At 63.0% G+C, this 26009-nt stretch carries 25 protein-coding genes and 1 pseudogene; 13 read left to right on the top strand and 13 right to left on the bottom strand.

Annotation, left to right across the window (positions count from 1 at the left end):
* Positions 1 to 46 precede the first annotated feature (46 nt).
* Positions 47 to 1213 carry a D-alanyl-D-alanine carboxypeptidase family protein gene (locus AC04SI_RS21205; protein ID WP_404282242.1) on the top strand — a complete coding sequence of 389 codons (1167 nt, stop codon included), beginning with the start codon at positions 47 to 49 and terminating at the stop codon, positions 1211 to 1213.
* Between the two features lie 3 nt (positions 1214 to 1216).
* A complete protein-coding gene (locus tag AC04SI_RS21200; RefSeq protein WP_404282240.1) occupies positions 1217 to 2335 on the top strand; it encodes a CobW family GTP-binding protein in 1119 nt (372 codons plus the stop codon).
* Between the two features lie 17 nt (positions 2336 to 2352).
* Here the strand turns inward: AC04SI_RS21200 and AC04SI_RS21195 are convergent, their stop codons facing one another.
* The 5 genes from AC04SI_RS21195 to AC04SI_RS21175 all read right to left on the bottom strand — a co-directional run bounded on the left by AC04SI_RS21195 (position 2353) and on the right by AC04SI_RS21175 (position 6337).
* On the bottom strand, positions 2353 to 2628 hold the full coding sequence (locus tag AC04SI_RS21195; RefSeq protein ID WP_404282238.1) for a sulfurtransferase TusA family protein: 276 nt from the start codon (positions 2626 to 2628) through the stop codon (positions 2353 to 2355).
* Positions 2629 to 2679: 51 nt separating this feature from the next.
* The gene (locus AC04SI_RS21190; protein WP_488474823.1) at positions 2680 to 3975 is read right to left on the bottom strand and encodes a L,D-transpeptidase family protein; all 1296 of its coding nucleotides are present in this window, start codon (positions 3973 to 3975) and stop codon (positions 2680 to 2682) included.
* 213 nt (positions 3976 to 4188) lie between these two features.
* Positions 4189 to 5139, bottom strand: a complete 951-nt coding sequence (locus AC04SI_RS21185; RefSeq protein ID WP_192182431.1) for an acetyl-CoA carboxylase carboxyltransferase subunit alpha — start codon at positions 5137 to 5139, stop codon at positions 4189 to 4191.
* A 100-nt stretch (positions 5140 to 5239) separates the two neighbouring features.
* Positions 5240 to 6157: a site-specific tyrosine recombinase XerD gene (locus tag AC04SI_RS21180; protein ID WP_404282234.1), complete on the bottom strand. Its 918-nt coding sequence runs from the start codon at positions 6155 to 6157 to the stop codon at positions 5240 to 5242.
* A gap of 27 nt (positions 6158 to 6184) precedes the next feature.
* Positions 6185 to 6337, bottom strand: a complete 153-nt coding sequence (locus AC04SI_RS21175; protein WP_404282349.1) for a histidine kinase — start codon at positions 6335 to 6337, stop codon at positions 6185 to 6187.
* Positions 6338 to 6499: 162 nt separating this feature from the next.
* Here AC04SI_RS21175 and AC04SI_RS21170 point away from each other — a divergent pair, with 162 nt between their 5' ends.
* From AC04SI_RS21170 to AC04SI_RS21160, 3 genes are read left to right on the top strand one after another with little or no spacing between them, the layout of a single operon-like run.
* Entirely contained in the window at positions 6500 to 7111 is a 612-nt protein-coding gene (locus AC04SI_RS21170) for a shikimate kinase (RefSeq protein WP_404282232.1), read from the top strand.
* The gene (aroB, locus tag AC04SI_RS21165; RefSeq protein WP_404282230.1) at positions 7108 to 8259 is read left to right on the top strand and encodes a 3-dehydroquinate synthase; all 1152 of its coding nucleotides are present in this window, start codon (positions 7108 to 7110) and stop codon (positions 8257 to 8259) included. Before AC04SI_RS21170 ends, aroB begins: the two co-directional genes overlap by 4 nt.
* Entirely contained in the window at positions 8259 to 9152 is an 894-nt protein-coding gene (locus AC04SI_RS21160) for an HlyC/CorC family transporter (protein WP_488474836.1), read from the top strand. Before aroB ends, AC04SI_RS21160 begins: the two co-directional genes overlap by 1 nt.
* A 64-nt stretch (positions 9153 to 9216) precedes the next feature.
* Here the strand turns inward: AC04SI_RS21160 and AC04SI_RS21155 are convergent, their stop codons facing one another.
* From AC04SI_RS21155 to AC04SI_RS21145, 3 genes are read right to left on the bottom strand one after another with little or no spacing between them, the layout of a single operon-like run.
* Positions 9217 to 10767 (bottom strand): SpoVR family protein, encoded by a 1551-nt coding sequence (locus AC04SI_RS21155; protein WP_404282228.1) that lies wholly within the window; start codon positions 10765 to 10767, stop codon positions 9217 to 9219.
* A gap of 9 nt (positions 10768 to 10776) precedes the next feature.
* The gene (locus AC04SI_RS21150; protein WP_404282226.1) at positions 10777 to 12087 is read right to left on the bottom strand and encodes a YeaH/YhbH family protein; all 1311 of its coding nucleotides are present in this window, start codon (positions 12085 to 12087) and stop codon (positions 10777 to 10779) included.
* An 18-nt stretch (positions 12088 to 12105) separates the two neighbouring features.
* Positions 12106 to 14055, bottom strand: coding sequence for a PrkA family serine protein kinase (locus AC04SI_RS21145; RefSeq protein WP_404282224.1), 1950 nt, complete (start codon positions 14053 to 14055; stop codon positions 12106 to 12108).
* A 294-nt stretch (positions 14056 to 14349) separates the two neighbouring features.
* On the opposite strand from AC04SI_RS21145, the gene AC04SI_RS21140 reads away from it, so the two are divergent.
* On the top strand, positions 14350 to 15900 hold the full coding sequence (locus AC04SI_RS21140) for an acetolactate synthase large subunit (RefSeq protein WP_488474822.1): 1551 nt from the start codon (positions 14350 to 14352) through the stop codon (positions 15898 to 15900).
* A gap of 62 nt (positions 15901 to 15962) precedes the next feature.
* Here the strand turns inward: AC04SI_RS21140 and AC04SI_RS21135 are convergent, their stop codons facing one another.
* Positions 15963 to 16265, bottom strand: a complete 303-nt coding sequence (locus AC04SI_RS21135) for a BolA family protein (RefSeq protein WP_404282222.1) — start codon at positions 16263 to 16265, stop codon at positions 15963 to 15965.
* 231 nt (positions 16266 to 16496) lie between these two features.
* Here AC04SI_RS21135 and AC04SI_RS21130 point away from each other — a divergent pair, with 231 nt between their 5' ends.
* From AC04SI_RS21130 to AC04SI_RS21115, 4 genes are all read left to right on the top strand, one after another.
* Positions 16497 to 17126, top strand: a complete 630-nt coding sequence (locus tag AC04SI_RS21130; protein WP_040582048.1) for a J domain-containing protein — start codon at positions 16497 to 16499, stop codon at positions 17124 to 17126.
* Between the two features lie 123 nt (positions 17127 to 17249).
* Positions 17250 to 18236: a cobaltochelatase subunit CobS gene (cobS, locus tag AC04SI_RS21125; protein ID WP_006200247.1), complete on the top strand. Its 987-nt coding sequence runs from the start codon at positions 17250 to 17252 to the stop codon at positions 18234 to 18236.
* Between the two features lie 11 nt (positions 18237 to 18247).
* Positions 18248 to 20146, top strand: a complete 1899-nt coding sequence (gene cobT, locus AC04SI_RS21120; RefSeq protein WP_488474821.1) for a cobaltochelatase subunit CobT — start codon at positions 18248 to 18250, stop codon at positions 20144 to 20146.
* Complete coding sequence (locus tag AC04SI_RS21115) at positions 20143 to 21165, top strand: esterase-like activity of phytase family protein (protein WP_404282217.1); 1023 nt, start codon at positions 20143 to 20145, stop codon at positions 21163 to 21165. Before cobT ends, AC04SI_RS21115 begins: the two co-directional genes overlap by 4 nt.
* A gap of 42 nt (positions 21166 to 21207) precedes the next feature.
* On the opposite strand, the gene AC04SI_RS21110 is transcribed toward AC04SI_RS21115, so the two are convergent.
* The 3 genes from AC04SI_RS21110 to rpmB all read right to left on the bottom strand — a co-directional run bounded on the left by AC04SI_RS21110 (position 21208) and on the right by rpmB (position 23023).
* Positions 21208 to 21882 carry a spermidine synthase family protein gene (locus AC04SI_RS21110; protein ID WP_404282215.1) on the bottom strand — a complete coding sequence of 225 codons (675 nt, stop codon included), beginning with the start codon at positions 21880 to 21882 and terminating at the stop codon, positions 21208 to 21210.
* A gap of 28 nt (positions 21883 to 21910) precedes the next feature.
* Positions 21911 to 22591 carry a queuosine precursor transporter gene (locus AC04SI_RS21105; protein WP_404282213.1) on the bottom strand — a complete coding sequence of 227 codons (681 nt, stop codon included), beginning with the start codon at positions 22589 to 22591 and terminating at the stop codon, positions 21911 to 21913.
* A 135-nt stretch (positions 22592 to 22726) separates the two neighbouring features.
* Entirely contained in the window at positions 22727 to 23023 is a 297-nt protein-coding gene (gene rpmB / locus AC04SI_RS21100) for a 50S ribosomal protein L28 (protein ID WP_192182457.1), read from the bottom strand.
* A gap of 249 nt (positions 23024 to 23272) precedes the next feature.
* Between rpmB and AC04SI_RS21095 the strand changes: the two genes are divergently transcribed.
* The 3 genes from AC04SI_RS21095 to AC04SI_RS21085 are packed head-to-tail and all read left to right on the top strand — an operon-like array spanning position 23273 to position 25649.
* Complete coding sequence (locus tag AC04SI_RS21095; RefSeq protein ID WP_404282211.1) at positions 23273 to 24061, top strand: DUF3108 domain-containing protein; 789 nt, start codon at positions 23273 to 23275, stop codon at positions 24059 to 24061.
* Between the two features lie 29 nt (positions 24062 to 24090).
* Positions 24091 to 24978: an aromatic amino acid exporter YddG gene (gene yddG, locus AC04SI_RS21090; protein ID WP_404282209.1), complete on the top strand. Its 888-nt coding sequence runs from the start codon at positions 24091 to 24093 to the stop codon at positions 24976 to 24978.
* A complete protein-coding gene (locus AC04SI_RS21085) occupies positions 24975 to 25649 on the top strand; it encodes a lysoplasmalogenase family protein (RefSeq protein WP_404282207.1) in 675 nt (224 codons plus the stop codon). The genes yddG and AC04SI_RS21085 overlap by 4 nt, the downstream gene beginning before the upstream one ends.
* 115 nt (positions 25650 to 25764) lie before the next feature.
* On the opposite strand, the pseudogene AC04SI_RS21080 reads toward AC04SI_RS21085, so the two are convergent.
* Positions 25765 to 26009 (bottom strand): annotated as a pseudogene (locus tag AC04SI_RS21080) (IS5-like element ISNeu3 family transposase); the annotation flags it as partial.

Raw genomic sequence — 26009 nt, 5'->3', positions numbered from 1 at the left:
ACGGAGCCAGAGGCGACTACGGCAAGAGGCGATTTCGGATTCCATGATGCGGTACAGGCATTTTCTCAAATTGTTGCTGGCGGGCGCAGTTGCGCTGCCCGCCTTCGCGACATCGGTTCTCGCCAATCCGCTGGTCCTGTTCGACCTGCAGACGGGCAAGATCCTCGAGCATCAGGACGCCTTCAAGCGCTGGTATCCGGCCTCGCTGACCAAGCTGATGACCGCCTATGTGGCGTTCCGGGCGATTGCGGCGGGCGAGGTCCAGCTCGATTCGCCGATCAAGGTGACGAAGCATTCCGCCGGCGAGCCGCCGAGCAAGATGGGCTTCAAGCCTGGCTCGGTGATGCGGCTCGACAATGCGCTGAAGATGATGCTGGTCAAATCGGCCAACGACATTGCCATGGCCGTGGGCGAGAATGTCGGCGGCTCGCAGGCCGCGTTCGCCGAACGCATGAATGCCGAGGCACGCCGACTCGGCATGATCGGAACGCATTTCGTCAATCCGAACGGGCTTTATTCGCCCGACCAGTACACGACGGCGCGCGACCTCGCCTTGCTGGTGATGGCGATCCGCAGCGAATTCCCGCAATACGCGCCCTGGTTCTCGATCGAGGGGCTGGCGGTCGGCAAGAAGGCGATCTCGAACTACAATCTCCTGATCGGCCGCTATCCCGGCGCCGACGGCATGAAGACCGGTTTCGTCTGTCCTTCGGGCTTCAACATGATCGGTTCGGCAACGCGCAACGGCCGTACGCTGGTGGCGGTGGTGCTTGGCGAAAAATCCGCGGTAAGCCGGGCCGAGACGGCGGCACGCCTCCTCGACCAGGGTTTTGACGCGCCGGCGACCGGCTCGACCACCATCGCCGCCTTGCCGTCCTATGGCGACACGCTCTCGGCCAACGACATGAATGACGAAATCTGCAAGAAAAAGACGAAGGTGGAGCAATCGGAAGCACCGCCCGCCGTTGCCGCCAAGGATGCGCCGAAATCGCCCTATCAGGAAAAGCTCGACCACGTGCCGACCCTGGTTGCCGTCGGCCTCGGCGGCGCCACCGGACCGACGCCGAAGGCGATGCTCGACGAGACCGGCCAGGAATTTGCCGATGTACCGTTGCCGACCTGGCGACCCGACCGGCCAGCACCGGCCGGCGCCACCGTGGTTGGGTCGGCCGCCGTACAGGGCGACCAGCCGGTCAAGGCCGCGAAGAACTAGGCAATGGCAGGCTTCCCTATCCCCGTGTCGGTGCTCACCGGTTTCCTCGGCGCCGGCAAGACGACGCTGCTCAACCGGCTGCTCAAGGATCCCACGCTCGCCGACACCGCCGTCATCATCAACGAGTTCGGCGAGGTGGCGATCGACCATCTGCTGGTCGAGCAGGCCTCCGACGGCATCATCCAGCTCTCCGACGGCTGCCTCTGCTGCACGGTGCGCGGCGAACTGGTCGACACGCTGGCCGATCTCGTCGACCGGCTGCAGACCGGCCGCATCGCCAAACTGGCCCGCGTCGTCGTCGAGACAACGGGTCTCGCCGACCCGTCGCCGGTGCTGCAATCGATCATGGCGCATCCGGCACTGGTCCAGGCTTTCCGGCTCGACGGCGTCATCACTTTGGTCGACGCGGTCAACGGCAATGCGACGCTCGATGCCCATGTCGAGGCGGTAAAACAGGCGGCCGTCGCCGACCGCATCGTGCTGACCAAGACCGACCTGGTGACTGAATCAGGCGATCTCGATGCCTTGCGGACCCGGCTGCGGCAGATCAATCCGGGTGCGGCGCTGCTCGAGGCGGGCGACAGGAGCACGGGCGCGGCGGCGCTGTTCGACTGCGGTCTCTACAATCCGGCGACGAAATCCGCCGACGTGCAGCGCTGGCTCGGCGAAGAAGCCGGCCATGATCATGGCGATCACCATCATGGCGATCACCATCAGGGCGATCACGACCATCACCACGGCCATCGCCACGATTCACGTGTGCGGTCCTATTCGCTCGTACATGACGGTCCGGTGCCGTTTTCGGCGATCGAGATGTTCCTCGACCTGTTGCGTTCCACGCATGGCGAGCGCCTGCTGCGCATGAAGGGCGTCATCGAGTTGCAGGAGGACCCGTCGCGGCCGCTGATCGTGCACGGCGTGCAGAAGATCCTGCATCCGCCGGCGCGGCTGTCGTCCTGGCCCGACGGCCAGCGTGGCACAAGGCTGGTGCTGATCACGCTCGACATGCCGGAGGATTATGTGCGCCGGCTGTTTGCCGCCTTCACCAACCGGCCGTCGATCGACACGCCCGACCGCGCGGCGCTGGAAGACAATCCGCTGGCCATCGCCGGGCGGCGTTAGCTCGCGAAGGTGGCAGATTACCGCAAGATTTCCACGGTGCCGCCACGCTCAACCAGAAAACGATGGCCGCCGGATACCGCCGCCGTTTCGATCAGCTGGTGGCCGGCGTCGGAGCAGAAGGCGGGAATGTCGATGACCGCCAGCGGGTCGGTGGTCTCAAGCCACAGCCGGCTGCCCGGCCGCATCGCGGCCAGCCGCTTCTTCGCCTTCAGCACGGGAAGCGGGCAGTTCAGCCCCTTGAGGTCATAGACAGCGTCAGGATCGACCAAGGGCCTATCTTGTTGTTCAAGCATGATCTTTTTCCGAAAACCGGCTTCCACTTTTCGGGATCATGCTGCGGAACCTCAGCCGCCGAACATGCCGAGCAGCTTCTTCTTCAGCTTCGTCACCGTGCCGTCGCCGGCGTCAGCCGCCTGCGTCTCTGCCGGTGCGGCCTCGGCGGGCTGCGCGATGGTCGCGGTGGCGACCGGCTGCTGTGCCGCGGCCTTCTCGGCCTCTTTCTCGGCCAGTGCCTGCGCCTTTGCGGCCTCTTTCGCAGCCTTCGCTGCCTCTATGGCTGCCAGCCGCTGCTCCTCGGCCTTCTTCTTGGCCGCCTTCTCCGCGTCGAGCGCGGCCATCTTGCGGCCGGCTGGCGAATCGATGCGGCCCATGCGCGCCGTCTCGGTCACCGTACCGTTGGAGTTGAGCGACGGCGGATCGATCGGCACGCGCTCGCCGCGGGCGCGGCGCTTCGACCAGTCGGAAACGATGCTGGCTTCCTTGATGCCGGCAATCGTCGGCTTGGGCGCCGGCACGCTGGACTTGACCGCGCCGCTGAACGCCGCTTCGTAAGTGCTCTGGTAGGCGTTGTAGGCGCTCTTCAGCGAATCCGGCTGCGTGCTGGCGGGGCAGGGCCCGGTCGGATCGAAGGTCGTGCCTTCCGGAGCCACCTGGTTGAAGACGTAGCGCTTCTCGCAGACGTCGACCTTCGGCGGCACCTTGGTGATCTCGAAATTGTCGTAGCCGACCTTCAGCATCTTCCAGAAGTCGTAGTTCGGGTCGTTGCGGTAGCGCGCCATGTTGGCGGGGGTCATGCGGAACGGAAAGGCCTCGATCTGGAACTCGGTCTGGCCGCCCTGGAAGGCGTCGCGGCCGAAGGCATAGATCTGCTCGATCTGCGCGTCCGTCATCGAATAGCAGCCCGAGGACGAGCAGGCGCCGTGCACCATCAAATTGGAGCCGGTGCGGCCGTTGGCGCGATCATAGGCGTTGGGATAGCCGACGTTGAAGGACAGATGGTAATTCGAGCGCGGGTTCATCTGCTGGGGACGAACCGTGTAGAACCCTTCCGGTGCCTGGCGATCGCCCTCGGTGAATTTGGGCCCGAGCTTGCCCGACCATTTGCAGATGTCGTAGCTGGCGACCAGATCGTAGCGGCCGTTGGTCTTGGCCTTCCAGATCTCCAGTTTGCCCTCTTCCTTGAAGATACGAGCCATCACCGAGGAGGTGCGGACCATGCCCTTGGCCTTCATGTCGGCCAGGATCTTGTCCGGCAGCGGCTTGTTGGCCTCCGGGGCGAAATCCTTCATCGAGGAATCGTTGCAGCCGGCCACGCCTATCGCGGCGATCAGGACTCCAGTGCGGGAAAGCTTGGCAAACATGGGTACGGCTACGTCTTTTCTCTCGGGCGACAGATTTCGGCCCCGCCGGCCCACACGCTAAACATTAGCGGACCGTAAGCCCGTTAACCTTGAAAAATCCTTACCGCAAGCTTCGGATCACCCCTCACGGCAATTTCATTGACCCGAATGCGGCGGCATTTTTGTGGCGAAATTGCGCAATTCCGCCACTTTGCGGCGTGTTGCCGGCCCAGCCTAGAGGCTACGGCCCATGGCCAGGTATTTCTCGCGGCGCTGCTCGCGGAAATCGGTGTTGGCGCCGGCAAAGTCCTTCATCGTCCTGGCGATGAGGTCGCCGGTGGCGGCGATCACCGTTTCCGGGGCGCGATGGGCGCCGCCGAGCGGTTCGGGGACAATGGCGTCGATGATCTTCATTTCGTAAAGATCCTGGGCTGTGATCTTCATGTTGGTCGCCGCATCCTTCGAGCGGGTGGTGTCGCGCCACAGGATCGAGGCCGCACCTTCCGGCGAGATCACCGAATAGATGGCGTGCTCCAGCATGTAGACCCGGTTGGCCGTGGCGATGGCAATGGCGCCACCAGAGCCGCCTTCGCCAATGACGACCGAGATCGACGGCACCTTGAGGCCAAGGCAGGCCGAGGTCGAGCGGGCGATGGCTTCGGCCTGGCCGCGTTCCTCGGCGCCGACGCCGGGATAGGCACCGGCGGTGTCGACCAGGGTCAACAGCGGGATCTTGAAGCGGTCGGCGAGCTCCATCAACCGCACCGCCTTGCGGTAGCCTTCGGGGCGCACCGAGCCGAAATTATGCTTGAGACGGCTCGCCGTGTCCGAGCCCTTCTCCTGGCCGAGCACCGCCACCGGCTCGCCGCGAAAGCGGGCGAAGCCGCCGACGATCGCCTGGTCCTCACCGTAATTGCGGTCGCCGGCCAGCGGCGTGAAATCGCTGAGCAGGCCCTTGATGTAGTCGACACAATGCGGCCGGTCGGGATGGCGCGCTACCTGCACCTTCTGCCACGGCGTCAGTGCCTTGTAGGCATCGCGCAGTGCATCGCGCGAGCGTTTCTCCAGCCGGCTGATCTCGTCGCCGACATCGACGGCCTCGCCGTTCTCGGCAAGCTTCTTCAGCTCAAGGATCTTGCCTTCGAGATCCTGCACCGGCTTTTCGAAATCGAGGTAATTGTACATTCTTGAGCGGACCGGCAATTCGGAAGGCAATGGCTGGCGAAACCCTCGAAAACGGAGGCTCCGGGCGGTGGAACGTCGCCCTCACATAGCGATATGAGGCCTAGTCGGCAAGCGGATGATGATCATTGACCAGCCGCACCAGCCGCTCCTCCAGCACATGGGTGTAAATCTGCGTGGTCGAGATGTCGGAATGGCCGAGCAACTGCTGCACCGCCCGGAGGTCGGCGCCGTTCTGCAAGAGATGGCTGGCGAAAGCATGGCGAAGCACATGCGGCGAGATCTTCGCCGCGGTGATGCCGGCCCTGGCGGCGAGCCCCTTCAGGTCGCGGCCAAACACCTGCCGGGAGAGATGACCGGTGTCGGACGCGGCCGGAAACAGGAACATGCTGTCGCCAAAAGCAGGCACGGTGGCTCTGGCGGTGAGCCAGGCCCGCATCGCGGTGCGCGCCTTGGCCGACAGCGGCACCATGCGCTCCTTGTCGCCCTTGCCGCGCACCATGAAGAAGCGGTCGTCGCGCAAGGCTACCGTCACCGGCAAGCCGACCAGTTCGGATACGCGCAGGCCGGTGGCGTAGAGCACTTCGACCAGGGCATGCAGGCGCAGAGCCGCCAGGCTGTCGCCATCGTTCTGCGAGGTATCACCTGCTTCCAGGGCCGCACGGTCGATCAGCCGGCCGGTCTCGGCCTCGCTCATCGTCTTCGGCAGCGGACGGCCCTTCTTCGGACTGTCCAGCGTGCCCGTCGGGTCGTCGCCGCGCAGGCCTTCGGCGTAGAGGAACTTGAAGAACTGGCGGATCGCCGACAGTTTTCGCGCCTGCGATGTCGGCGCAAAGCCGCGTTCGGCGATGTCATCAAGATAGGAGCGGATTTCGGAGGCGCCGGCACCGGCAAGCCCGCCGTCTATCTCCTGCGAAGCGTCCTCGAGGTCGCGGCGATAGGAGGAGAGCGTGTTTTCGGCGGCACCCCGCTCGGCGCTCATCATTTCGAGAAAGGCTTCGATGCGAGCCGCGCTGTTCATTCTTCTGGATCAGTTTTTCTTTTTTGATCAGTTCTTCTTGGGATTCAGCTTTTCCGGCGGGATGCGCACGCTCATCTCGGCCTTTTTCGGTTCGACGAACATCGCCAGGGCAAACATCGTACCATAGGCAATGCCGGCAAGAATCATCACCGTCACGACAAAGCGAAACAGAGTCGGCATCAATCTTCGCCCGTCTTCTTGTTCTGCATTTCCAAACCCTGTGCCCTTATGGGACGCCAATCCGGCCAATTCAAGGACGAAGCTCGCGTGCCCCCTGCTTGACGCAAACAGGCTTTTGATGTCGATACGCCGGCAAAGAGGGCCTAGAAACATCATGGTCTCATGAACGCGTTGCCAGCAAATCCTCCAGGCGAAGGCCATGCCGAGCTGCTCGAGCGGCTGGGCAAGCGCTCGATCGTCTTTGTCGGCCTGATGGGTGCCGGCAAGACGGCGATCGGCCGCAAGGTGGCGGCGATGCTGGCACTGCCCTTCATCGACAGCGACCAGGAGATCGAAAGCGTCTCGCGCATGACCGTGCCGGAGCTGTTCGAGCGCTATGGCGAGACGGAATTCCGCGCGCTGGAGCAGCGTGTCATCCTGCGCCTGCTGGAAAACGGCCCGCAGGTGCTGTCGACCGGCGGCGGCGCCTTCATGAATGCGCAGACGCGCGAGGCGATCGCCGGCCACGGCGTCTCGGTATGGCTGAAGGCCGAACTCGACCTTCTAATGGAGCGCGTGTCCAAGAAGCAGAACCGGCCGCTGCTCAAGAACCCCGATCCGCGCGCCGTGCTCGAGCGGCTGATGACCGAGCGCTATCCGGTCTACGCCACATCCGACGTCACCGTGCCGACCCGCGACGACCGCAAGGAGGTCATCGCGGCCGAGGTGGTGAATGCGCTTTGCCGACATTTCGGCGTTGCTGAAATTGTCGCGGGTGGCGAGGTGCGTTCATGAGCGGCGATATGCCAATCGGGGAGACAGTCACCGTCGAGGTCGGGCTCGGCGAGCGTGCCTACGACATATTGATCGGCTCCGGCCTTTTGTCGCGCGCGGGCGCCGAGATTTCGCGCCGCTTGCCCGGCACGCGCGCGGCCGTCGTCACCGACGACAATGTCGCCGCTGCCCATCTCGAGACTCTGAAGGCCGGCCTGAAGCAGGACGGCATCCAGCCTGCCGTCATCACTCTTCCGGCCGGCGAAAAGATCAAGAGCTTTGCCCATCTCGAAGAGGTGGTGGACGGCGTGCTTGCCGCGAAGCTGGAGCGCGGCGACGTCGTCATCGCGCTCGGCGGCGGCGTCATCGGCGACCTTGCCGGCTTTGCCGCCGGGATCGTGCGGCGCGGCATGAATTTCGTGCAGATCCCGACGTCACTGCTGGCGCAGGTCGATTCCTCGGTCGGCGGCAAGACCGGCATCAACAGCGCACGAGGCAAGAACCTGGTCGGCGTTTTCCATCAGCCGAAGCTGGTGCTCGCCGACACCGGGGTGCTCGACACGCTGCCGATCCGGGAATTCCGCGCCGGCTATGCCGAGCTCGCCAAATACGGATTGATCGACCGTCCGGCCTTCTTTGCCTGGCTGGAAGAAAACTGGCGCGAGGTCTTTGACGGTGGCCCGGCGCGGGCGAAGGCAATAGCCGAGGCCTGCCGCGCCAAGGCCGATGTCGTCGCGCGCGACGAGTTCGAGACCGGCGACCGCGCGTTGCTCAATCTCGGCCACACGTTCGGCCACGCGCTCGAAGCTGCCACCCGCTATGACGGCGCCCGCCTCGTCCATGGCGAGGGCGTCGCCATCGGCATGGCGCTGGCGCATCGCTTTTCCTCGAGGCTCAATTTGGCGAGCCCGGACGATGCGGCACGCGTCGAGGCGCATCTCAGCGCCGTCGGCCTGCCCTGGCGCATGGCCGACATTCCCGGCGAACTGCCCGACGCCGAAGCGCTGTTTTCGTTCATCACTCAGGACAAGAAAGTGTCGCGCGGCGCGCTGACCTTCATCCTGACGCGCGGCATCGGCCAGTCCTTCATCGCCAGGGATGTGCCGGCCTCGGAAGTCTTGTCGTTCCTGAAAGAGAGCCACCCGGGTCAGGAAAGCCGACCTGGATGATGAACGAGCCCGGGTGGATCGCCGCCGCCGTCCTTGCCGGCCTTGGCCTGCTGGTCCTTCTCTTGCGCACGCGCTTGCTTGCCCTCTTTGGCTACGAGTTGCAGCCGATCGAGCCGCAGCGTTCGAGCCATGACGAATTGCGTGGCGCGGTCGACGATTTCCGCCGTGACGGCCAGATTGTGCGCGAGGATCGCGACCGTGTCGGCGGCCTGTTCGACCTCGAGGAGCTCGAAGTGTCCGACATCATGGTCCACCGCACCAATATGCGCTCCGTCAATGCCGAAAATCAGCCGGAAGCCGTGGTGCGCGAGATCCTTCAGAGCCCGCACACGCGCATGCCCTTGTGGAAGGGCTCGCTCGACAACATTGTTGGCGTGCTGCATGCCAAGGACCTGCTCAGGGCGCTCAACGAGGTCGGCAACGACTTTTCCAGGATCGACGTGATGAAGATCGCGTCGAAACCATGGTTCGTGCCCGACACCACGACGCTGCAGGAACAGCTCAACGCGTTTTTGCGCCGCAAGGCGCATTTCGCCATCGTCGTCGATGAGTATGGCGAGGTCGAAGGGCTGGTGACGCTGGAGGACATCATCGAGGAGATCGTCGGTGAGATCGCCGACGAGCATGATATCGAGATCCAAGGCGTCAAGCAGGAGGCCGACGGTTCCGTCGTCGTCGACGGCACCGTGCCGATCCGCGACCTCAACCGCGCACTCGACTGGAACCTGCCGGACGAAGAGGCCACCACCATTGCCGGCCTTGTCATCCACGAGACGCAGTCGATCCCCGACGAGAAGCAGGCCTTCACCTTCCACGGCATGCGCTTCGTCGTCATGAAGCGCGACAAGAACCGGATCGCCAGGCTGAGGATCAAGCCTGCCGGCGAAGCCTGATTGGCCCGGAAGTCGCCTCCAGCCATGCCATTGAAGGCCTCAGAAGCAGACGCAATGCTAAGCCTCACTCCGCGATCTGGCGGGTCGAGCGCTCGTTGAGTGTCGCACCGGTCTGGGCATCGACCGCCGCCAGGCTGACCTCGTAGCCCCAGAGCTTTCGGATGTGGTGCAGCGTCGCGTCGCGGCTGGCCTCATCGAGGACGACGCCGTCTTTGACCTTGTGCTGCAGCCGCAAATGCCGGTCGCCAAGCAGGTCGACATCCACGGCCTGGATGTCGGGCCGGTTTACTCCGACATCGTAGCTGTGAGCCAGCGCGGCGCGGATCTTCCTGTAGCCACGCTCGTTGTGGATCGAGGCGACTTGATAATGCGGTTCGTCGGCTGCGTCGCCAAGGACAAAGAACCGCCATTTCCGGATCAAGGTTGGGCTGAGGTACTGGCGGATGAAGGACTCGTCGCGATGGTTCGCCCAGGCGTCGAGCAGGATCTCGCGCCAGTCGCCGTGGCCCGCGATGTCGGGAAACCAGTCGCGATCCTCCGCCGTCGGCTCGGTCGCGATGCGCTGTATGTCCTGCATCATATCGAGGCCAAGCGCGTAGGGATTGACGCCGGAATAGCGCGGATCGTCGAAGGCCGGCTGGAAGATCACGTTCGAATGGTTGCGCAGGATTTCGAGCATGGCGCCTTCGTTGATCTGGCCCCGGTCGAACAGCATGTTCATGAGCGTATAATGCACGAAGGTGGCACAGCCCTCGTTCATCACCTGCGTTTGGCGCTGCGGATAGAAATACTGCGCAATGATACGCACGATCCTGATGAGTTCGCGCTGCCAGGGCTCAAGGACGAGACTGTTCTTTTCCAGGAAGTACAGCAGGTTTTCCTCCGGCAGGTTGAGCGATTTCTTCGGATCGGCCATGCCCCGGTCCCTGTCGTCGATCTTCTTGTTTCCCTGCGTGGGCGGCAGTGTGCGCCACAAATCGTTGTAGGAGCGCTCTTCGTATTCCAGGCGCTCACGCAGTCCCTCGCGCTGCCGTTCCGAGGACAATTTCGGCGGACGACGATAGCGAAATACGCCCTGTTCCATCAGCGCATGCGCCGCGTCGAGAACCGCCTCCACCGCGGCAAGGCCATGCCGCTCCTCGCAGCGGGTTATGTAGCCCTTGGCGAAGTCCAGATAGCTCAGGATCGCCCCGGCATCCGTCCATTGCCTGAACAAATGATTGTTCTTGAAGAAATGGTTATGTCCGAGTGCCGCATGCGCCGTCACCAGAGCCTGCAAGGCCATGGTGTTTTCCTCCATCAGGTAGACGATGCAGGGGTTTGAGTTGATGACGAGTTCATAGGCCAAGCCGCGCCCGCCCTTGCGATAGAGCAGTTCCTCGTAGAGGAAATGCTTGCCGAACGACCAGTGACGATACATCAGCGGCATGCCGACCGATGAATAGGCGTCGAGCATCTGTTGAGAGGATATGATCTCCATCTGCACCGGATAGGTATCGAGATGCAGCTCTTCGATCGCGAGGGCCTCGATCGCCTCGTGGGCCCGCGACAATTTCCCAAAATCCCAGTCGGATCCTGAAAACAGCAGACCCGGTTTGGTGGCTTGTCTGGCCATCGGCCCTCCTCAGGCGCTCTTGCGGGCAGGAGCCGGTTGCCTAGCGAAGAGCCGGCGAAAGACCGGGTATATATCTGCCGGAGTGGCAATACGGCTCATCTGGAAGTTGGGCCATTTCAGGTCGACCCTGCTGTAGGCGCGCCAAAGCGACGTCCCGTTTTCGGTGGCGCCGAATATATGGGTTTCTCGTTCGTCGATGATCTCTACATAGGCGAAGTACTGGCAAAGGCGCATAAGCCTGCGGTCCAGAAACTCTATGCATCGCTCGGAATCGGTGGCGAAATTGTCGCCGTCCGAGGCCTGCGCGGCATAGATGTTCCACTCGTTGGCCGGATAGCGCTGTTCGATGATGCGGTGCATTTCGTCAAGCGCGGTGGAGACGATCGTACCGCCGCTCTGCGTGTTGTAGAAGAACGTGTCCTCATCCACTTCGTGCGCCTCGTGCGTGTGGCGGATGAAGACGATCTCCGTGCGTTCGTAGCGCCGCTTCAAGAACAGGTGCAGCAGCACGAAGAAACGTTTGGCCAGGTCCTTCTCGCGTTCGCCCATCGATCCGGAAACGTCCATCAGGCAGAACATGACGGCTTTGGCATTCGGTATGGGCCGGGCGTCGAAGCGGTTGAACCGGATATCGACCGGATCAACAAAGGCAATTCGCCTGCGCCGACGTTCCAGCCGGTCAAGCTCCTCACGCAATCCTGCAATGCGCTGGCGCGTCGCCGCGCCGGCTGGTGCCGACTCAAGCGTGGCGATTTCCTGGAGGATCGCATCCAGTTCCGCCTGCTTCGGGCGCCTCAGCGCAATGCGCCGGCCGTGGCTGTTGCGCATGGTGCGACCGACATTGACGTTGGTCGGCGAACCGGTCGCGGCGAAGCCGGCCCTGCGCGGCTTGAAGGCAAGGATCTCCTTGAGATTGAGCTTGACCAGGTCGGGCAGTTCGAGATCCTCGAAAAAGAGCTCGAGCACCTCCTCGCGCGACAGCACGAAACGAAAATCGTCTTCCGACACCTTGTTCCCCGGGGCCCCTGCGCCGCTGCCCTGACCGGGCTTGGGGATCAGGTCTCCAGGGGAAAAATGCCTGTTGCCAGGAAGGATGTGCTGGCGCCGGCCGCTGGTCTTGTCATCGTTGAAGCTCGGCTCGGCCGTTCCCCTTTCGGGCATGGGCACGGTGTGCTCGGCATCCACGTCGGCGATCCTGCCGCTGCGGATCTGATCGCGGATGCTTCGTTTCAATTCCTCGCGAGCACGCCTTAGGAAGCGCTGTCGATTGCCGAGGCTCTTGTCCTTCGGGTTCAGGCGACGGTCGATGAAGATCGGCATGGAACCATCCGGGCCCTATCAACCCGCCTTGTTCACCCGCATGTACCAGTCCACCAGCCGGCGCACCTGCCGTTCGGTATAGCCGCGCTCGACCATTCGCTGCACAAATTCGTTGTGGCGTTTTTCCGTAACGCTGTCCTGCTTGGAGCCGAAGCTGATCACCGGCAGGAGATCCTCGACCTGCCCGAACATCCGCTTCTCGATGACCTCGCGCAGTTTTTCGTAACTCGTCCATGACGGGTTGCGGCCGTGATTTTTTGCCCTGGCGCGCAGCGTGAACTTCACCACCTCGTTGCGGAAGTCCTTGGGATTGGCGATGCCTGCCGGCTTTTCGACCTGGGACAGTTCGTTGTCCAGGACCTCCCGGTTGAGGATCTGGCCGGTGTCGGGGTCCTTGTAGTCCTGGTCCTCGATCCAGGCGTCGGCATAGGCGATGTAGCGGTCGAAAAGGTTCTGGCCATACTCGCTGTAGGATTCGAGATAGGCTTTCTGGATTTCGTGGCCGATGAACTCAGCGTAACGCGCGGCGAGCTCCGATTTGATGAATTCGAGATAGGCCGCTTCCGTTTCCTTCGGGAACTGCTCCCGCTTGATCGCCTCCTCCAGAATGTACATCAGATGCACGGGATCGGCGGCCACTTCCTTGGTGTCGTAGTTGAATGTCTGCGACAGGATCTTGAAAGCAAAGCGCGTGCTGACCCCCGTCATGCCTTCATCGACGCCGGCGGCGTCGCGATACTCCTGTACCGACTTCGCCCTGGGGTCGACCTCCTTCAGGTTCTCGCCGTCATAGGCGCGCATTTTGGTGTAGAGCGGCGAGTTGGAGTGCTCCGCCAGGCGGGTCGAAACAGTGAAGCGGCTTAGAATGTCCAGCACTTCAGGGGCACAGGGGCTTGCTGCCAGCTCGCTCTCGCGCAGCAGCTTTTCATAGATCTGCCTCTCTTCGGTGATGCGCAGGCAGTACGGCACCTTGACCACGAGGATGCGGTCGAGAAAGGCCTCGTTGTTCTTGTTGTTCTTGAACTGCTGCCATTCCGACTCGTTGGAATGGGCGACGATGATCCCCTGGTAGGGAAAGGCGCCGAAATTTTCGGTGCCGTTGTAGCTGCCTTCCTGGGTCGCGGTCAGCAGCGGATGCAGGACCTTGATCGGCGCCTTGAACATCTCGACGAATTCGAGCAGGCCTTGCGTGGTCCGGTTCAGTCCGCCGCTAAAGGAATAGGCGTCCGGGTCGGACTGACTGAAATTTTCCAATTGCCTGATGTCGACCTTGCCGACCAGGGCCGAGACATCCTGATTGTTCTCATCGCCTGGCTCGGTCTTGGCAATGCCGATCTGGCGCAGTCGCGACGGCACCAGTTTGACCACGCTGAACTTGGAGATATCGCCGGACAATTCATCGAGGCGCTTGGATGCCCAGGGCGAGATGAGCCCGTTGAGGCGCCGCCGCGCTATGCCATATTTGTCCTCCAGCAGATCGCCCATGCGATCGGGATGAAACAGGCCAAGCGGCGATTCGAAAACCGGGCTGATCTGGTTGCCGACCTTCAGCGTGTAGATCGGGCGCTGCTCCATCAGTTTCTTCAGCCGTTCGGCAAGGGACGACTTGCCGCCGCCGACCGGACCGAGGAGGTAGAGGATCTGCTTGCGCTCCTCCAGCCCTTGGGAGGCATAGCGGAAATAGCCCGCAATGCGCTCGATCGTGTCCTCCATGCCGTAAAAGTCGGAGAAGGAGGGATAAACCTTGACCGTTCGGTTTGAGAAAATGCGGCCAAGCCGCTCGTCCTTGCTGGTGTCGACAAGATTTGGCTCGCCGATCGCCTCGACCATCCGTTCGGGTGCCGAGGCATACATCGACCTGTCTTCCCGGCAGGCAAGAAGGTACTGCTGGATGCTGATCTCTTCCTGCGCTGCGTTCGTGTAAATCTCAGAAAACAGGTCGAAAACGTCAGACTGGTTCTCGCGCATGATATTTCGCCCTCAGAGCCGCCCGACTGGCTGCTGGACGGACCATCTGCGTATTCAACTGTTGGAGGAGCGTTGTGGTTCCCTTCTCCTAAAGGAGAACGGCTGCAATCAGGCATTGAGGCGATGGGGAACATATCTGAATGGCTGGGATGCCTCGCCGACGGTTCCTTCGATCCGGCGATGCGCGACCATGTCGGACGGCGAAGATGGTGGATCACGCCAAAATTGATGGCGGGATATTGCCGTGCGGGCGCTGGCAGGATCAATTGTCCTGCGCCAACCGGGGAGGGATTCATGAACGGAGCCGACGTCCTGTGTGATGTGCTTCTGGCAAATGGCGTGACGGTCTGCTTCGCAAATCCCGGCACATCGGAGATGCATTTCGTTGCCGCACTCGACCGTAAGCCGCAGATGCGTTGCGTGCTGGGCCTCTTCGAAGGCGTGGTGACAGGTGCAGCCGACGGTTACGCGCGGATGACCGATCGACCGGCCGCGACGCTGCTGCACACCGGGCCCGGACTGGCCAACGGATTGGCCAACATCCACAACGCCAAGCGCGCCTTGAGCCCGATGATCAACATTGTCGGCGAGCACGCCTCCTATCATCTGGCGCTCGATGCACCGCTTACCAGCGATATCGAGAGCCTCGCTTCGCCGATGTCGAACTGGGTTCGCCGTATCGAAGGTCCCGCCGATGTCGCGGCGGCCACCGAGGCGGCCTTCCGCGCTTCCCTTTCACCGCCGGGCATCGCTACCCTGATCCTGCCGGCGGACGCGGCATGGGGCGAGGCTCCTATGGTTTCGGCCCGCAAGGTGGAACTCGCGCAGCCCACCGTCGATATGGGCGCTGTGCAAAATGCAGCCGAGGCGATCCGTGGCGCCCCAGGCCGTGCCGGTATCATCGTTCGCGGACGCGCGGCGCGAGCCGACGCGCTGGCGATCGCCGGTCAAATCTCGGCAGCGCAGGATGTCCGCTTGTTCAGCGAGGTTCTGGTGGCGCGGATGGAGCGCGGTCGCGGGCGGGTCGCGCCCACGCGCATCCCCTATCCGATCGATGCCGCAACGGCGCTGCTGAGCGATATCGACGTGCTGATCCTGGTCGGGGCGAAGGAGCCTGTTGCCTTCTTCGCCTATCCGGGAAAGCCGGGACGGCTGGTTCGAGACGGTTGCGAGGTGCGTTCGCTGGCAGCGCACGGCGAGGATTTGAAGGCGGCACTGGAGGCGCTTCGCGACGAACTCGGCATCAGGTCGACGCAGCAATTCTCCGCAGCAACGGGCTTTCCCGACGAGCCGGTGCCGCGCGGCAAGCTGACCGACGATGCGATCGCCCTTTCAGTGGCGCGGAAACTTCCTGCCAATGCCATCGTCTGCGACGAGGCGGTCACGTCGGCCCGGCGCTATTTCGCCCTGTCGGCCTTTGCCGCGCCGCACGACTACATGATGACGACAGGCGGATCGATCGGCGAAGGCATCCCGTTGGCAACAGGGGCAGCGATCGCGTGTCCCGATCGCAAGGTGATCAATCTCCAAGCCGACGGCAGCGGCATGTACACCGTGCAGGGTTTGTGGACCCAGGCGCGGGAAAATCTCGACGTGGTCACGATCGTCTTTTCCAACCGGACCTACGCAATCCTGCATGGCGAGATGAAGAATGTCGGGGTGGGCGCGATCGGCGAGAATGCCAGGCGTATGCTCGATCTCGACCAGCCCGCGCTGGACTGGGTATCGCTGGCGAAGGGCATGGGCGTGGAGGCGGCCCGCGCCGACACGTGCGAGCGGTTCGATGCCCTGCTGGACAGCACCCTATCGCGCCACGGGCCGTTTCTCATCGAAGCGGTAATCTAACCGTTTTTCCCCGCGGCGTTTCCAGGGAGCCGGGTTGAGCGGCATCGGTCGACGGGCAGTGCCTACCAGCGCGTCTGTTCGCCGGGTGCCGCCGGTTCGATCGCCAACGCGTGGACGCCGGCTTTCAGTTCGTCGGCCAGCAATTCGTTGACGGCGCGGTGGCGCTCGATGCGGCTCATGCCGGCAAAGACGGGCGAAACGATGCGAACGCGAAAATGCGTCTCGCCGGTACCGTAATAGGCGCCATGATGGTCCGAGCCGTGATGGTGGTGGCCGGCGTGGAGATGGCTTTCGTTGATAATGACCAGCCGTTCCGGCGAAAACGCCTTGTTCAGCTTGCCTTCCATCGTCGCCTGTATGGACATCGGAACTTCCCTTCACCACATCTAGAGCGTGTTCCATCCCGATGGAAACGGGATGGGGCTCTATCATTTTGTTCGAGCATGATCTTTTCCGAAAACCGGATTCCACTTTCGGATCATGCTCTGGCATCGCCGCAAAATTCGTCATTTGCCCGCTTTAAGCCGCGATTCAGCGGTTAGGGCGATGATCGCCGAAATGTCAATTCTTGTTTCGCAATAGCGAACAGCCCATAAATGGGTGAGATGAAACCGTATCCCAAATATTTTGAGAAGATCCGCATCCGGCCGGAGAAGGACGCGGAGCTGAAGTCGCGCTCGCCGATCTGCCAGTGGGACGGTTGCAAGGAGGCCGGCACCCATCGCGCGCCGGTCGGACGCATGAAGGAAGGCGAGTATTTCCAGTTCTGCTTCGATCATGTGCGCGAGTACAACAAGGGCTTCAACTATTTCTCCGGCGTGCCGGACAGCGAGATAGCCCGTTTCCAGAAGGAAGCGATGACCGGCCACCGGCCGACGTGGAAGATGGGCATCAATGGCGCTTCGACGCGATCCTCGCCTGACTTCGCCCAGCAGCGTTCCGGCCGCGCCGGCTACTACAACCGCATGCGCGATCCGTTCGACCTGTTCAAAGGTCCGAAGGATCCGCGCGAGGCGCGCGAGCGCAAGGCCAAGCCGCTTGAGGCCAAGGCACTGGAAACGCTTGGCCTTGATACAAAGGCGACTGGCAAGGATATCAAGGCACGCTATAAGGAACTGGTGAAGCGCCACCATCCGGATGCGAATGGCGGCGACAGAGGTTCGGAAGACCGGTTCCGCGATGTGCTGCAGGCCTATCGCGTGCTCAAGCAGGCGGGATTGTGCTGAGCGACCATACGGTTCGTGTCGTTTTCCAACTTTCATAAGGTTGGAAAAGGCTCTAAGACCGCCCCCGGACAAAATCGATTGCCGGCGAAATCAGGCGTTTCGCCCGTGGAGACGTTGATAGAGATGAACAAGGTCGATCGCGACATCGCCAACCTGCCCGACACGACGGTGTCGGTGAAGGACAAATTCGGCTTCGACTCCAAGATGGTGGTACCGGCCTATTCGGTGACCAGCGAGCATGTGCCCGACGTTGATCCCGACTATCTGTTCGACAAGAACACGACGATGGCGATCCTGGCCGGCTTTGCCTACAACCGCCGCGTCATGGTGTCGGGCTATCACGGCACCGGCAAGTCGACGCATATCGAACAGGTCGCCGCTCGCCTCAACTGGCCCTGCGTGCGCGTCAACCTCGACAGCCATGTCAGCCGTATCGACCTCGTCGGCAAGGATGCCATCGTCGTCAAGGACGGGCTGCAGATCACCGAATTCCGCGACGGCATCCTGCCCTGGGCCTACCAGCACAATGTCGCGTTGTGCTTCGACGAATATGATGCCGGCCGTCCGGATGTGATGTTCGTCATCCAGCGCGTGCTGGAATCGTCGGGCCGGCTGACGCTGCTCGACCAGAGCCGGGTCATCCGCCCGCATCCGGCCTTTCGGCTGTTCTCGACCGCCAACACGGTTGGGCTCGGCGACACCACCGGCCTCTATCACGGCACCCAGCAGATCAACCAGGCACAGATGGACCGCTGGTCGATCGTCACCACGCTGAATTATCTGCCGCACGACAATGAGGTGAACATCGTGCTGGCCAAGGCCAAGCACTATCGCGACAGCAAGGGCAAGGACATCGTCAACAAGATGGTGCGCGTCGCCGACATGACGCGCTCTGCCTTCATCAATGGCGACCTGTCGACCGTCATGAGCCCGCGCACGGTGATCACCTGGGCCGAGAATGCCGAGATCTTCGGCGATATCGGCATGGCGTTCCGGCTGACCTTCCTCAACAAATGCGACGAACTCGAGCGCTCGGTGGTCGCGGAGTTCTACCAGCGCGCCTTCGGCGAAGATTTGCCCGAATCGGCCGCCAATGTGGTGCTGGGCTAAACAGAGTCTCCATGGCGGGTCCGGGCGACAACACGCGCAACAAGTCGAAGACGGGGTCTGAAGCTGACAGCTTCAAGCGCTCGGTGACCGTCTGCATGCGCGCGATCGCCGGCGACAAGGATCTCGAAGTCGGCTTCGCCAAGGACAGGCCCGCACTTGCCGGCAGCCGCGCCCGCCTACCCGAACTGCCAAAGAAAGCCTCCAGGACCGATATCGCGATCACCCGCGGTCTCGGCGATTCCATGGCGCTGAAGCGCGCCTGCCATGATGCACGCATCCACAGCAAGCTGGCGCCGGAAGGCAAGCTGGCGCGCTCGATCTACGATGCGGTCGAGCAGGCCCGCGTCGAGGCGATCGGCAGCCGCGCCATGCAGGGCGTCGCCGACAACATCGGCTCGATGCTTGAGGACAAATACGCCAGGGCCAACCTCATCGACGTCAAAGACAAGGCCGACGCGCCGATCGAGGAGGCGCTGGCGCTGATGGTTCGCGAGAAGCTGACCGGCCGCGCCGTGCCGAAGAGCGGCGAGCGGCTGGTCGACCTCTGGCGCCCCTGGGTCGAGGAGAAAGCAAGCGCAGACCTCGACGGGCTGTCGGCCAAGCTCGACGACCAGCAGGCCTTCGCCCGCGTCGTGCGCGACATGCTGGTTTCCATGGAAATGGCCGAGGAGCTCGGCGACGACCAGGAGACCGAAGACTCCGAGGACAATGACGATAACCAGCCGCAAGGCGAAGAGCAAAGCGAGGAGGGCGGCGAGGACGATTCCGGCTCCGAGCAGTCGCAGTCCGATGATGCCGAAGCGTCGGCCGACGATGAGCAGTCGGCCGAGACGGAGGCGTCCGACGCAACCGCCGACGATCTCTCCGACGAGGACGATTCCGACGCGGAGACGCCCGGCGAGGCTCGACGCAACGACAATCCCTTTACCAATCTGCCGAAAGAGATCGACTACAAGGTTTTCACGACAGCCTTCGACGAGACTGTTGGCGCCGAGGAGCTTTGCGAAGAGGAAGAACTCGATCGGCTGCGCGCCTTCCTCGACAAGCAACTGGCGAACCTTTCAGGTGTCGTCGGCCGGCTGGCCAACCGGCTGCAGCGCCGCCTGATGGCGCAGCAGAACCGCTCCTGGGATTTCGACCTCGAAGAGGGCTATCTCGATCCGGCCCGGCTGGTGCGCGTCGTCATCGACCCGATGCAGCCGCTGTCTTTCAAGCAGGAGCGCGACACCAAATTCCGGGACACGGTGGTGACGCTGGTGCTCGACAATTCGGGCTCGATGCGTGGCCGGCCGATCACCGTCGCCGCCACCTGCGCCGATATCCTTGCGCGCACGCTGGAGCGCTGCGGCGTCTCGGTCGAGATTCTCGGCTTCACCACCCGCGCCTGGAAGGGTGGGCAGGCGCGCGAGAAGTGGCTGAAGGACGGCAAGCCGCCGAATCCCGGCCGGCTCAACGATCTGCGCCACATCATCTACAAATCCGCCGACCATCCGTGGCGGCGGGCGCGCCGCAACCTCGGCCTGATGATGCGCGAGGGGCTGCTGAAGGAAAACATCGACGGCGAGGCGCTGCTTTGGGCGCACAACCGTCTGATCGCCCGGCCGGAGCAGAGAAAAATCCTGATGATGATCTCGGACGGCGCGCCGGTCGACGATTCGACGCTGTCGGTCAACCCAGGCAATTATCTTGAGCGGCATCTGCGTGCCATCATCGAACTGATCGAAACGCGCTCGCCGGTGGAACTCTTGGCCATCGGCATCGGCCACGACGTCACCCGCTACTACAGGCGCGCCGTCACCATCGTCGATGCCGAGGAACTGGCCGGCGCCATGACCGAGCAGCTTGCCTCTCTGTTTGGCGAGGAAAGCGCACGCGAGACGCGCCGCGGCGGCCTGCGGCGCGCCGGATGAGCTTTTCGGGCGGGGGCCTCAGGCACACGATTTTTGCTGCTTGCATGCTGGCCGGCATGCTGTCGCCAGCGGTTGCCGCCGGCCCGGACTCCGTCGAGCCGGTCGAAATCACGGCGCGACCGATAGGCCAATTCCGCATCGGCCATGACGACAAGCAGTTCGGGCCGCTCGAATTCGTCGGCGGACTGGAAATGACCTCGGCATCGCGCGATTTCGGCGCGCTGTCGGCCTTTCGCTTCCTGAAACCCGGCAGCGACTTCATCGGCGTCGCCGACACCGGCTTCTGGTTCTTCGGCAGCGTGACCCACGATGCCGACAAGCGTCCTTCGGGCATCCAGAATTTCCGCATGCAGCAGATGGTCGATGAGGCAGGCCAGCCGATCGACAAGAAGTGGCAGGTCGATGCCGAAGGCCTGGCGGTCAAGGACGGCATCGCCACGGTCGGCTTCGAACGCAACCAGCGTGTCGCCCAGTTCAAGATCGATCCGGACGGCATGAAGGCGCCGTTCAAGCAATTGGATTTTCAGGTTCCGGCCAAGGAGTTGCGGCAGAACCGCGGCTTCGAGACGGTCACCCACGCCCATCCTTATGGTCAGCATGAGGGTGGGCTGGTGGTGGTGTCGGAAAAGAGCCTCGACAAGGCCGGCAACATCTATGCGGCAATCATCGAAGGGCCACACAAGGGCGTCTTCACCGTCAAGCGCAATGGCGATTTCGACATCACCGACGGCGCCTTCCTGCCGGACGGCGATCTTTTGCTGCTCGAGCGCAGCTTCTCGATGGCCGGCGGGGTGAAGATGCGGCTGCGGCGCATCTATGGCGAGAGCGTCGAGAAGGGCGCCGTCGCCGACGGGCCGGTGCTGCTGGAAGCCGACATGGGCTACCAGATCGACAATATGGAAGGTCTGGATGTCTGGACCCGTGACGACGGCGCGCTGATGGTGTCGCTGATGTCAGACGATAACCATTCGATCCTGCAGCGCAACCTCTATCTGGAATTTGTTCTGCACGAGGATTGAGGCCGCCGGTCAAAACGAGCCCGCGATTTCGAGCCAGCAGGCCTATTTCCCGTTGGTCGCGATCCAGATGACGTGGCGCGCGCCGCGCTTGCCGTTGGCGCGGGTGTTGACCTCCTCGACCGCGAAGCCCGCCTGCTTGAGCCTGCGCGCAAAACCGCTGTCCGGCCCTTGCGACCACACCGCCAGCACGCCGCCGGGCTTGAGCGCGGCACGGGCGGCACCGAGGCCGGCCGCGCCATAGAGCGCGTCGTTGCCCTTATGGACGATGCCTTCCGGGCCGTTGTCGACATCGAGCAGGATGGCGTCCCAGGCCGACTGGTCGGAGCTGATGATGTGACCGACTTCGGCCTCCAAAATGGTGACGCGGGGATCGTCGAGGCAGTTCTTGAAGATTTCGGCCATCGGGCCGCGCGCCCAGGCGACGACTGCGGGAACGAGTTCGGCGACGGTGATGCTGGCATCGCCGCCGAGTTCGGCAAGGGCGGCGCGCAGCGTAAAGCCCATGCCAAGGCCGCCGATCAGAATTTTGGGCTGCTTGCGGCCGGCAATCTTTTCACAGGAGAGACTGGCCAGTGCTTCCTCGGAGCCGCTGAGACGGCTGTTCATCAGCTCGTTGGTGCCGAGCATGATCGAGAATTCAGTGCCGCGCCGCTTCAGGCGAAGTTCTTGCCCGCCGTCCGGCGTCTTTGCCGAGTCCAGTTGGACCCAGGGGATCACGGCCTGTTTCCACTTTCTGGAATCATGGCTATGTCGCCAGCGCCGGTTGACTCCAGTGGGCGGCGAGCAGCCGGTAGGGGATCAGCGCTACCACGGCGATGATCAGCTTCACCGAGAGGTCGCCCATTGCCCAGGATACCCAGCGCATGGTTTCGACCGGCAGCACGCCCAGCAGCGGCGCCGCTTCGAGCGCGAAACTGTCGTTCGGGCCGGCAAAAGCGAAGGCAGCCGAGAAGGCGACGCTGAAGAACACGACGGTGTCGAACACCGAGCCGACCAGCGTGCCGACGATCGGCGCGCGCCACCAGCTCTGCCGGCGCAGCCGGTTGAACACGGTGACGTCGAGCAGTTGCGCCGTCAGGAAGGCCGCGCCGGAAGCCGCCGCGATGCGCACCAGCCGGTCGGCGGCGGTCTCGAACTCGATCAGGCCGTGACGGAACAGGAAGGGCGGGATCAGGATCGAGCAGATCACTGCCGTCATGAAGCCGACAAAGACGATCCGGCGCGCCACGACCGGGCCGTAGCGGCGATTGGCGAGGTCGGTGACCAGGAAGGAGAAGGGATAGGTGAAGGCTCCCCAGGTCAGGATGTCGGCCAGCGACAGGCCGCCGATCTGGCCCTGCATCGGGAACTGCACGAGGATGTTCGACGCCACGACGACAAGCGCCATGGCGGCCACGAAGGGCAGGTATCGCGAGAAGGAATTCATTTTTTTATCCTGGGTAATGGAACCAGCAAAGCGCCACCCAATCCGGACGGCGCTGCATTGCTCAGATGTCTAGCCGAAAACCGCTTCGCGCCTTTCGGCTCAACGGCTCGGACGGTATTCCGTCCGAAAACCGTCTCAGGCTGCCGGCTGCTCGGCGAGCTTCTTGGCGATCTGCTTCTTCAGCAGGCGGGCGCGCTGCGACAATTCCTTGGCGTCGGCCTTGGCCAGGAACGCATCAAGGCCGCCGCGATGCTCGACCGAACGCAGTGCGTTGGCCGAAACGCGCAGGCGCACGTTCTGGTTCAGCACTTCGGAAATCAGCGTCACATTGACCAGGTTCGGCAGGAAGCGGCGCTTGGTCTTGTTGTTGGCGTGGCTCACATTGTTGCCGGTCATGACGGCCTTGGCAGTGAGTTCGCAGGTGCGGGACATGGTTCTAACCTTCAGTTCTCGGTCTGACCAAACCATTCAACCCGCGCCGGGTGGCGCGCGGTCTCGGTCAGGCGGCCTTATGGAAAAAGTTGGCGTTCCATAGTTGCATTTCGCTGGCGCGTCAAGCTCCGGCATGCCCAGCGCCTGTTTCATATAAAGGCCGGATTCTGGCCTATAAGCGGTCGCAAAGGGACATGCCAGCCTGAAGTTGCCCGCCTTCCGGCTGAAATCGAGGATCGATCCGCCGTCATGCTTCGTTCGTCATATGCCCTATCAGCCTTGCTTGCCATTGCCCTGCCTGATGCAGCCGCCGCAGCCGCGCCGCAGTCCTTCAAGGGCGAATATACGGTGTCGTTCCTCGGTCTTTCGGTGGCCAGGGCGACGTTCTCAAGCAGCTATCAGGGCGATACCTATTCGATCAACGGCACGGTCTCCGCCGCGGGCCTTGCCAAGCTGTTCGACGACACGAAGGGCACCATCTCGTCGAAAGGCACGATTTCCGGCAAGAAGATGCAGCCGCAGGCCTTCCGCGCCGATTACACGTCGGGCAAGAAGGCATCGGTGGTCGACATCCGCTTCGCCAATGGCGCCGTCACCGCCACCAAAGTCGTCCCCGCGCCAGGCAAGCGCGATCCCAAAAGCTGGGTGCCGCTGGGCAGCGGCGACCTGACATCGGTGCTCGATCCGATGGCCGCCACCGTCATCCATGCCGACAGTCTCGACAATGTCTGCGGGCGCACGGTGAAATTCTACGACGGCGAGATGCGCGCTAACCTGACGTTGACCTACGCCTCCAAGGGATCGATCTCGGTGCAAGGCTACAAAGGTGACACGGTGACCTGCCGCATGGGCTTCGAGCCAGTGGCGGGTTATCGCAAAGGCCGCAAGGCTTTGAATTACCTGAAGAACCGCAGCAAGATGATGGTGACGTTTGCGCCAGTCGGCCAAAGCGGGGTATATGCGCCGATCCGCGCCACGGTCGGCACACAGATCGGCACACTGACCATCAGCGCCGGGCGGTTCGAGGCAATCAACTAGGCGCCGTCGCGCGCCGCCGGAGACGGGGTATGGGGCGCGCAACACTGATCGGGTTCTCGGCAGTCGCCATGTGGGCGCTGCTGGCGCTGCTCACCGACGCGTCCGGGCAGGTGCCGCCCTTCCTGTTGTCGGCCATCACCTTCGCGATCGGCACCTGCGTCGGGCTGGGCGCGCGGATGGTGATGCCGGCCTCCGGAAAGGTCGAGAAAATCCCGCCGCAAGTGTGGGTGATCGGCATTGTGGGCCTGTTCGGATACCACTTCTTCTACTTCACCGCGCTGCGCAACGCGCCGGCGGTGGAGGCGAGCCTGATCGCCTATCTGTGGCCGCTGCTGATCGTGCTCGGCTCGGCGCTGATGCCGGGCGAGCGGCTGGCCTGGAACCATGTCGTCGGCGCGCTGCTGGGGCTTGCCGGCACCGTCCTCATCGTCACCAAGGGCGGCGGGCTCGCCTTCGACGCGCGCTATGCTTTCGGCTATGCGATGGCCGGCGTCTGCGCGCTTTTGTGGTCGGCCTATTCGCTGCTGTCGCGGCGGTTCCCGTCGGTACCGACCAGCATCGTCACCTGGTTCTGCGCGGCGACTTCGGCGCTTTCGCTGGTCTGCCACCTCTTGCTGGAAAAGACAGTGCTGCCTGACGGCGCCGGCCAGTGGCTGGCCGTGATCGGTCTCGGGCTGATGCCGGTGGGTGCGGCCTTCTATGCCTGGGACATCGGCGTCAAGCGCGGCAATATCCAGGTGCTGGGGGCGGCAAGCTATGCCGCGCCGCTTTTGTCGACGCTGGTGCTGATCGCGGCCGGCGTCGCCGAGCCGTCGCTGCGTATCCTCGCCGCCTGCGTGCTCATCACCGGCGGCGCGGCACTGGCGGCAAAATCGCTGTTCATGCGCAAGCCGGCGGCAGGCGAGGCCAGCGTATGACGATGCCGTTCCCCGGCGGCATCGACGCCAACGCCAATGCGACACTGGTGTTCTCGCTGGTGGCGGCGGTGATCTATGCCTTCACGCTCGGCATGCCGCCGCGGCTCGCGCGCTCGGCGGCTAAGACGCTTGCCGTGGCGATGCTGGCGGTGCTTGCCTTCATGCAAGGCGGGCCGTGGCTGCTCGTCGCGGCGCTGGCGCTGAGTGCAGTCGGCGACGCCTTCCTGTCGCGCGGCGGCGAAAAGGCCTTTCTCGGCGGGTTGGGTAGTTTTTTCGCAGCGCACATCCTTTATGTCCCGCTGTTCCTGCGCAGCGGCGGCGGGATGGGGCTGCTCGGCGCAGAGTCATGGCGCGGGGCGATCGCGCTGGCGATGGCGGCATTCGCGCTCGTCATGCTGGCTGCACTCTGGCGCCGTGTCGGCCCTACTTTGCGTCTCCCGATCGGCGTCTATGTCGCCGCGATCCTCGCCATGGGGATATCGGCGCTCACCACCAGCAATAGCCTGGTGATCGGCGGCGCCATTCTGTTCATGGCGTCGGACGGGCTGCTCGCCACCGAACAGTTCCTGCTTGCCGCCATCTCGCCGCATCGCATCTGGATGCGCTACGCGGTCTGGGCGCTTTACTACGTCGCCCAGCTAGTCATCACCTTGGGATTCCTGCTCGCCTAGAGCGGTTCAGCTTTTGATAGAATCGCTGCCCCGCTCTAAGTATTTGTTTTTACGCAATTCCGGACGGAAAACCGATACGCACTTTTCCTGGAATTGCTCTAGGCTGAATCGACATTCACCGCATCCATAGCATTGCGCAAGCGAGTTGGACGAAACTGAGGAAGCATAGGGCACGCCGGTCGTATCGAGTGGCTATGCGTCTGAAGTGCTCGAGCTTGTTGAAGCAGCGTTCGATCAGGTTGCGCGCCTTATAGGCTTCGAAGTCGTAGGGTATCAGGATCTTTCGGGTCGGGTTGCAGGGGATGACGGCCTCAGCTCCCATATCGGCGACAATGGCGCGCAGGGCGTTGCTGTCATAAG

The organism is Mesorhizobium sp. CNPSo 4689, from assembly GCF_057784325.1.
Note: the sequence above shows the minus strand (reverse complement) of the source record. Positions and strands in the feature narration are given on the sequence as shown.

What these genes read in the sequence shown, in the direction of transcription:
- AC04SI_RS21180 (WP_404282234.1), bottom strand. Translation starts at nt 6,157, where the DNA reads ATGAACAGCGCGGCTCGCATCGAAGCCTTTCTCGAAATGATGAGCGCC.
- rpmB (WP_192182457.1), bottom strand. Translation starts at nt 23,023, where the DNA reads ATGTCCCGCACCTGCGAACTCACTGCCAAGGCCGTCATGACCGGCAAC.
- AC04SI_RS21175 (WP_404282349.1), bottom strand. Translation starts at nt 6,337, where the DNA reads ATGCCGACTCTGTTTCGCTTTGTCGTGACGGTGATGATTCTTGCCGGC.
- AC04SI_RS21145 (WP_404282224.1), bottom strand. Translation starts at nt 14,055, where the DNA reads ATGCGCGAGAACCAGTCTGACGTTTTCGACCTGTTTTCTGAGATTTAC.
- AC04SI_RS21195 (WP_404282238.1), bottom strand. Translation starts at nt 2,628, where the DNA reads ATGCTTGAACAACAAGATAGGCCCTTGGTCGATCCTGACGCTGTCTAT.
- AC04SI_RS21115 (WP_404282217.1), top strand. Translation starts at nt 20,143, where the DNA reads ATGAGCTTTTCGGGCGGGGGCCTCAGGCACACGATTTTTGCTGCTTGC.
- AC04SI_RS21150 (WP_404282226.1), bottom strand. Translation starts at nt 12,087, where the DNA reads ATGCCGATCTTCATCGACCGTCGCCTGAACCCGAAGGACAAGAGCCTC.
- AC04SI_RS21185 (WP_192182431.1), bottom strand. Translation starts at nt 5,139, where the DNA reads ATGTACAATTACCTCGATTTCGAAAAGCCGGTGCAGGATCTCGAAGGC.
- AC04SI_RS21105 (WP_404282213.1), bottom strand. Translation starts at nt 22,591, where the DNA reads ATGAATTCCTTCTCGCGATACCTGCCCTTCGTGGCCGCCATGGCGCTT.
- AC04SI_RS21160 (WP_488474836.1), top strand. Translation starts at nt 8,259, where the DNA reads ATGAACGAGCCCGGGTGGATCGCCGCCGCCGTCCTTGCCGGCCTTGGC.
- AC04SI_RS21170 (WP_404282232.1), top strand. Translation starts at nt 6,500, where the DNA reads ATGAACGCGTTGCCAGCAAATCCTCCAGGCGAAGGCCATGCCGAGCTG.
- AC04SI_RS21135 (WP_404282222.1), bottom strand. Translation starts at nt 16,265, where the DNA reads ATGTCCATACAGGCGACGATGGAAGGCAAGCTGAACAAGGCGTTTTCG.
- AC04SI_RS21130 (WP_040582048.1), top strand. Translation starts at nt 16,497, where the DNA reads ATGGGTGAGATGAAACCGTATCCCAAATATTTTGAGAAGATCCGCATC.
- cobS (WP_006200247.1), top strand. Translation starts at nt 17,250, where the DNA reads ATGAACAAGGTCGATCGCGACATCGCCAACCTGCCCGACACGACGGTG.
- cobT (WP_488474821.1), top strand. Translation starts at nt 18,248, where the DNA reads ATGGCGGGTCCGGGCGACAACACGCGCAACAAGTCGAAGACGGGGTCT.
- AC04SI_RS21190 (WP_488474823.1), bottom strand. Translation starts at nt 3,975, where the DNA reads ATGTTTGCCAAGCTTTCCCGCACTGGAGTCCTGATCGCCGCGATAGGC.
- yddG (WP_404282209.1), top strand. Translation starts at nt 24,091, where the DNA reads ATGGGGCGCGCAACACTGATCGGGTTCTCGGCAGTCGCCATGTGGGCG.
- AC04SI_RS21085 (WP_404282207.1), top strand. Translation starts at nt 24,975, where the DNA reads ATGACGATGCCGTTCCCCGGCGGCATCGACGCCAACGCCAATGCGACA.
- AC04SI_RS21200 (WP_404282240.1), top strand. Translation starts at nt 1,217, where the DNA reads ATGGCAGGCTTCCCTATCCCCGTGTCGGTGCTCACCGGTTTCCTCGGC.
- AC04SI_RS21205 (WP_404282242.1), top strand. Translation starts at nt 47, where the DNA reads ATGCGGTACAGGCATTTTCTCAAATTGTTGCTGGCGGGCGCAGTTGCG.
- AC04SI_RS21095 (WP_404282211.1), top strand. Translation starts at nt 23,273, where the DNA reads ATGCTTCGTTCGTCATATGCCCTATCAGCCTTGCTTGCCATTGCCCTG.
- AC04SI_RS21140 (WP_488474822.1), top strand. Translation starts at nt 14,350, where the DNA reads ATGAACGGAGCCGACGTCCTGTGTGATGTGCTTCTGGCAAATGGCGTG.
- AC04SI_RS21155 (WP_404282228.1), bottom strand. Translation starts at nt 10,767, where the DNA reads ATGGCCAGACAAGCCACCAAACCGGGTCTGCTGTTTTCAGGATCCGAC.
- aroB (WP_404282230.1), top strand. Translation starts at nt 7,108, where the DNA reads ATGAGCGGCGATATGCCAATCGGGGAGACAGTCACCGTCGAGGTCGGG.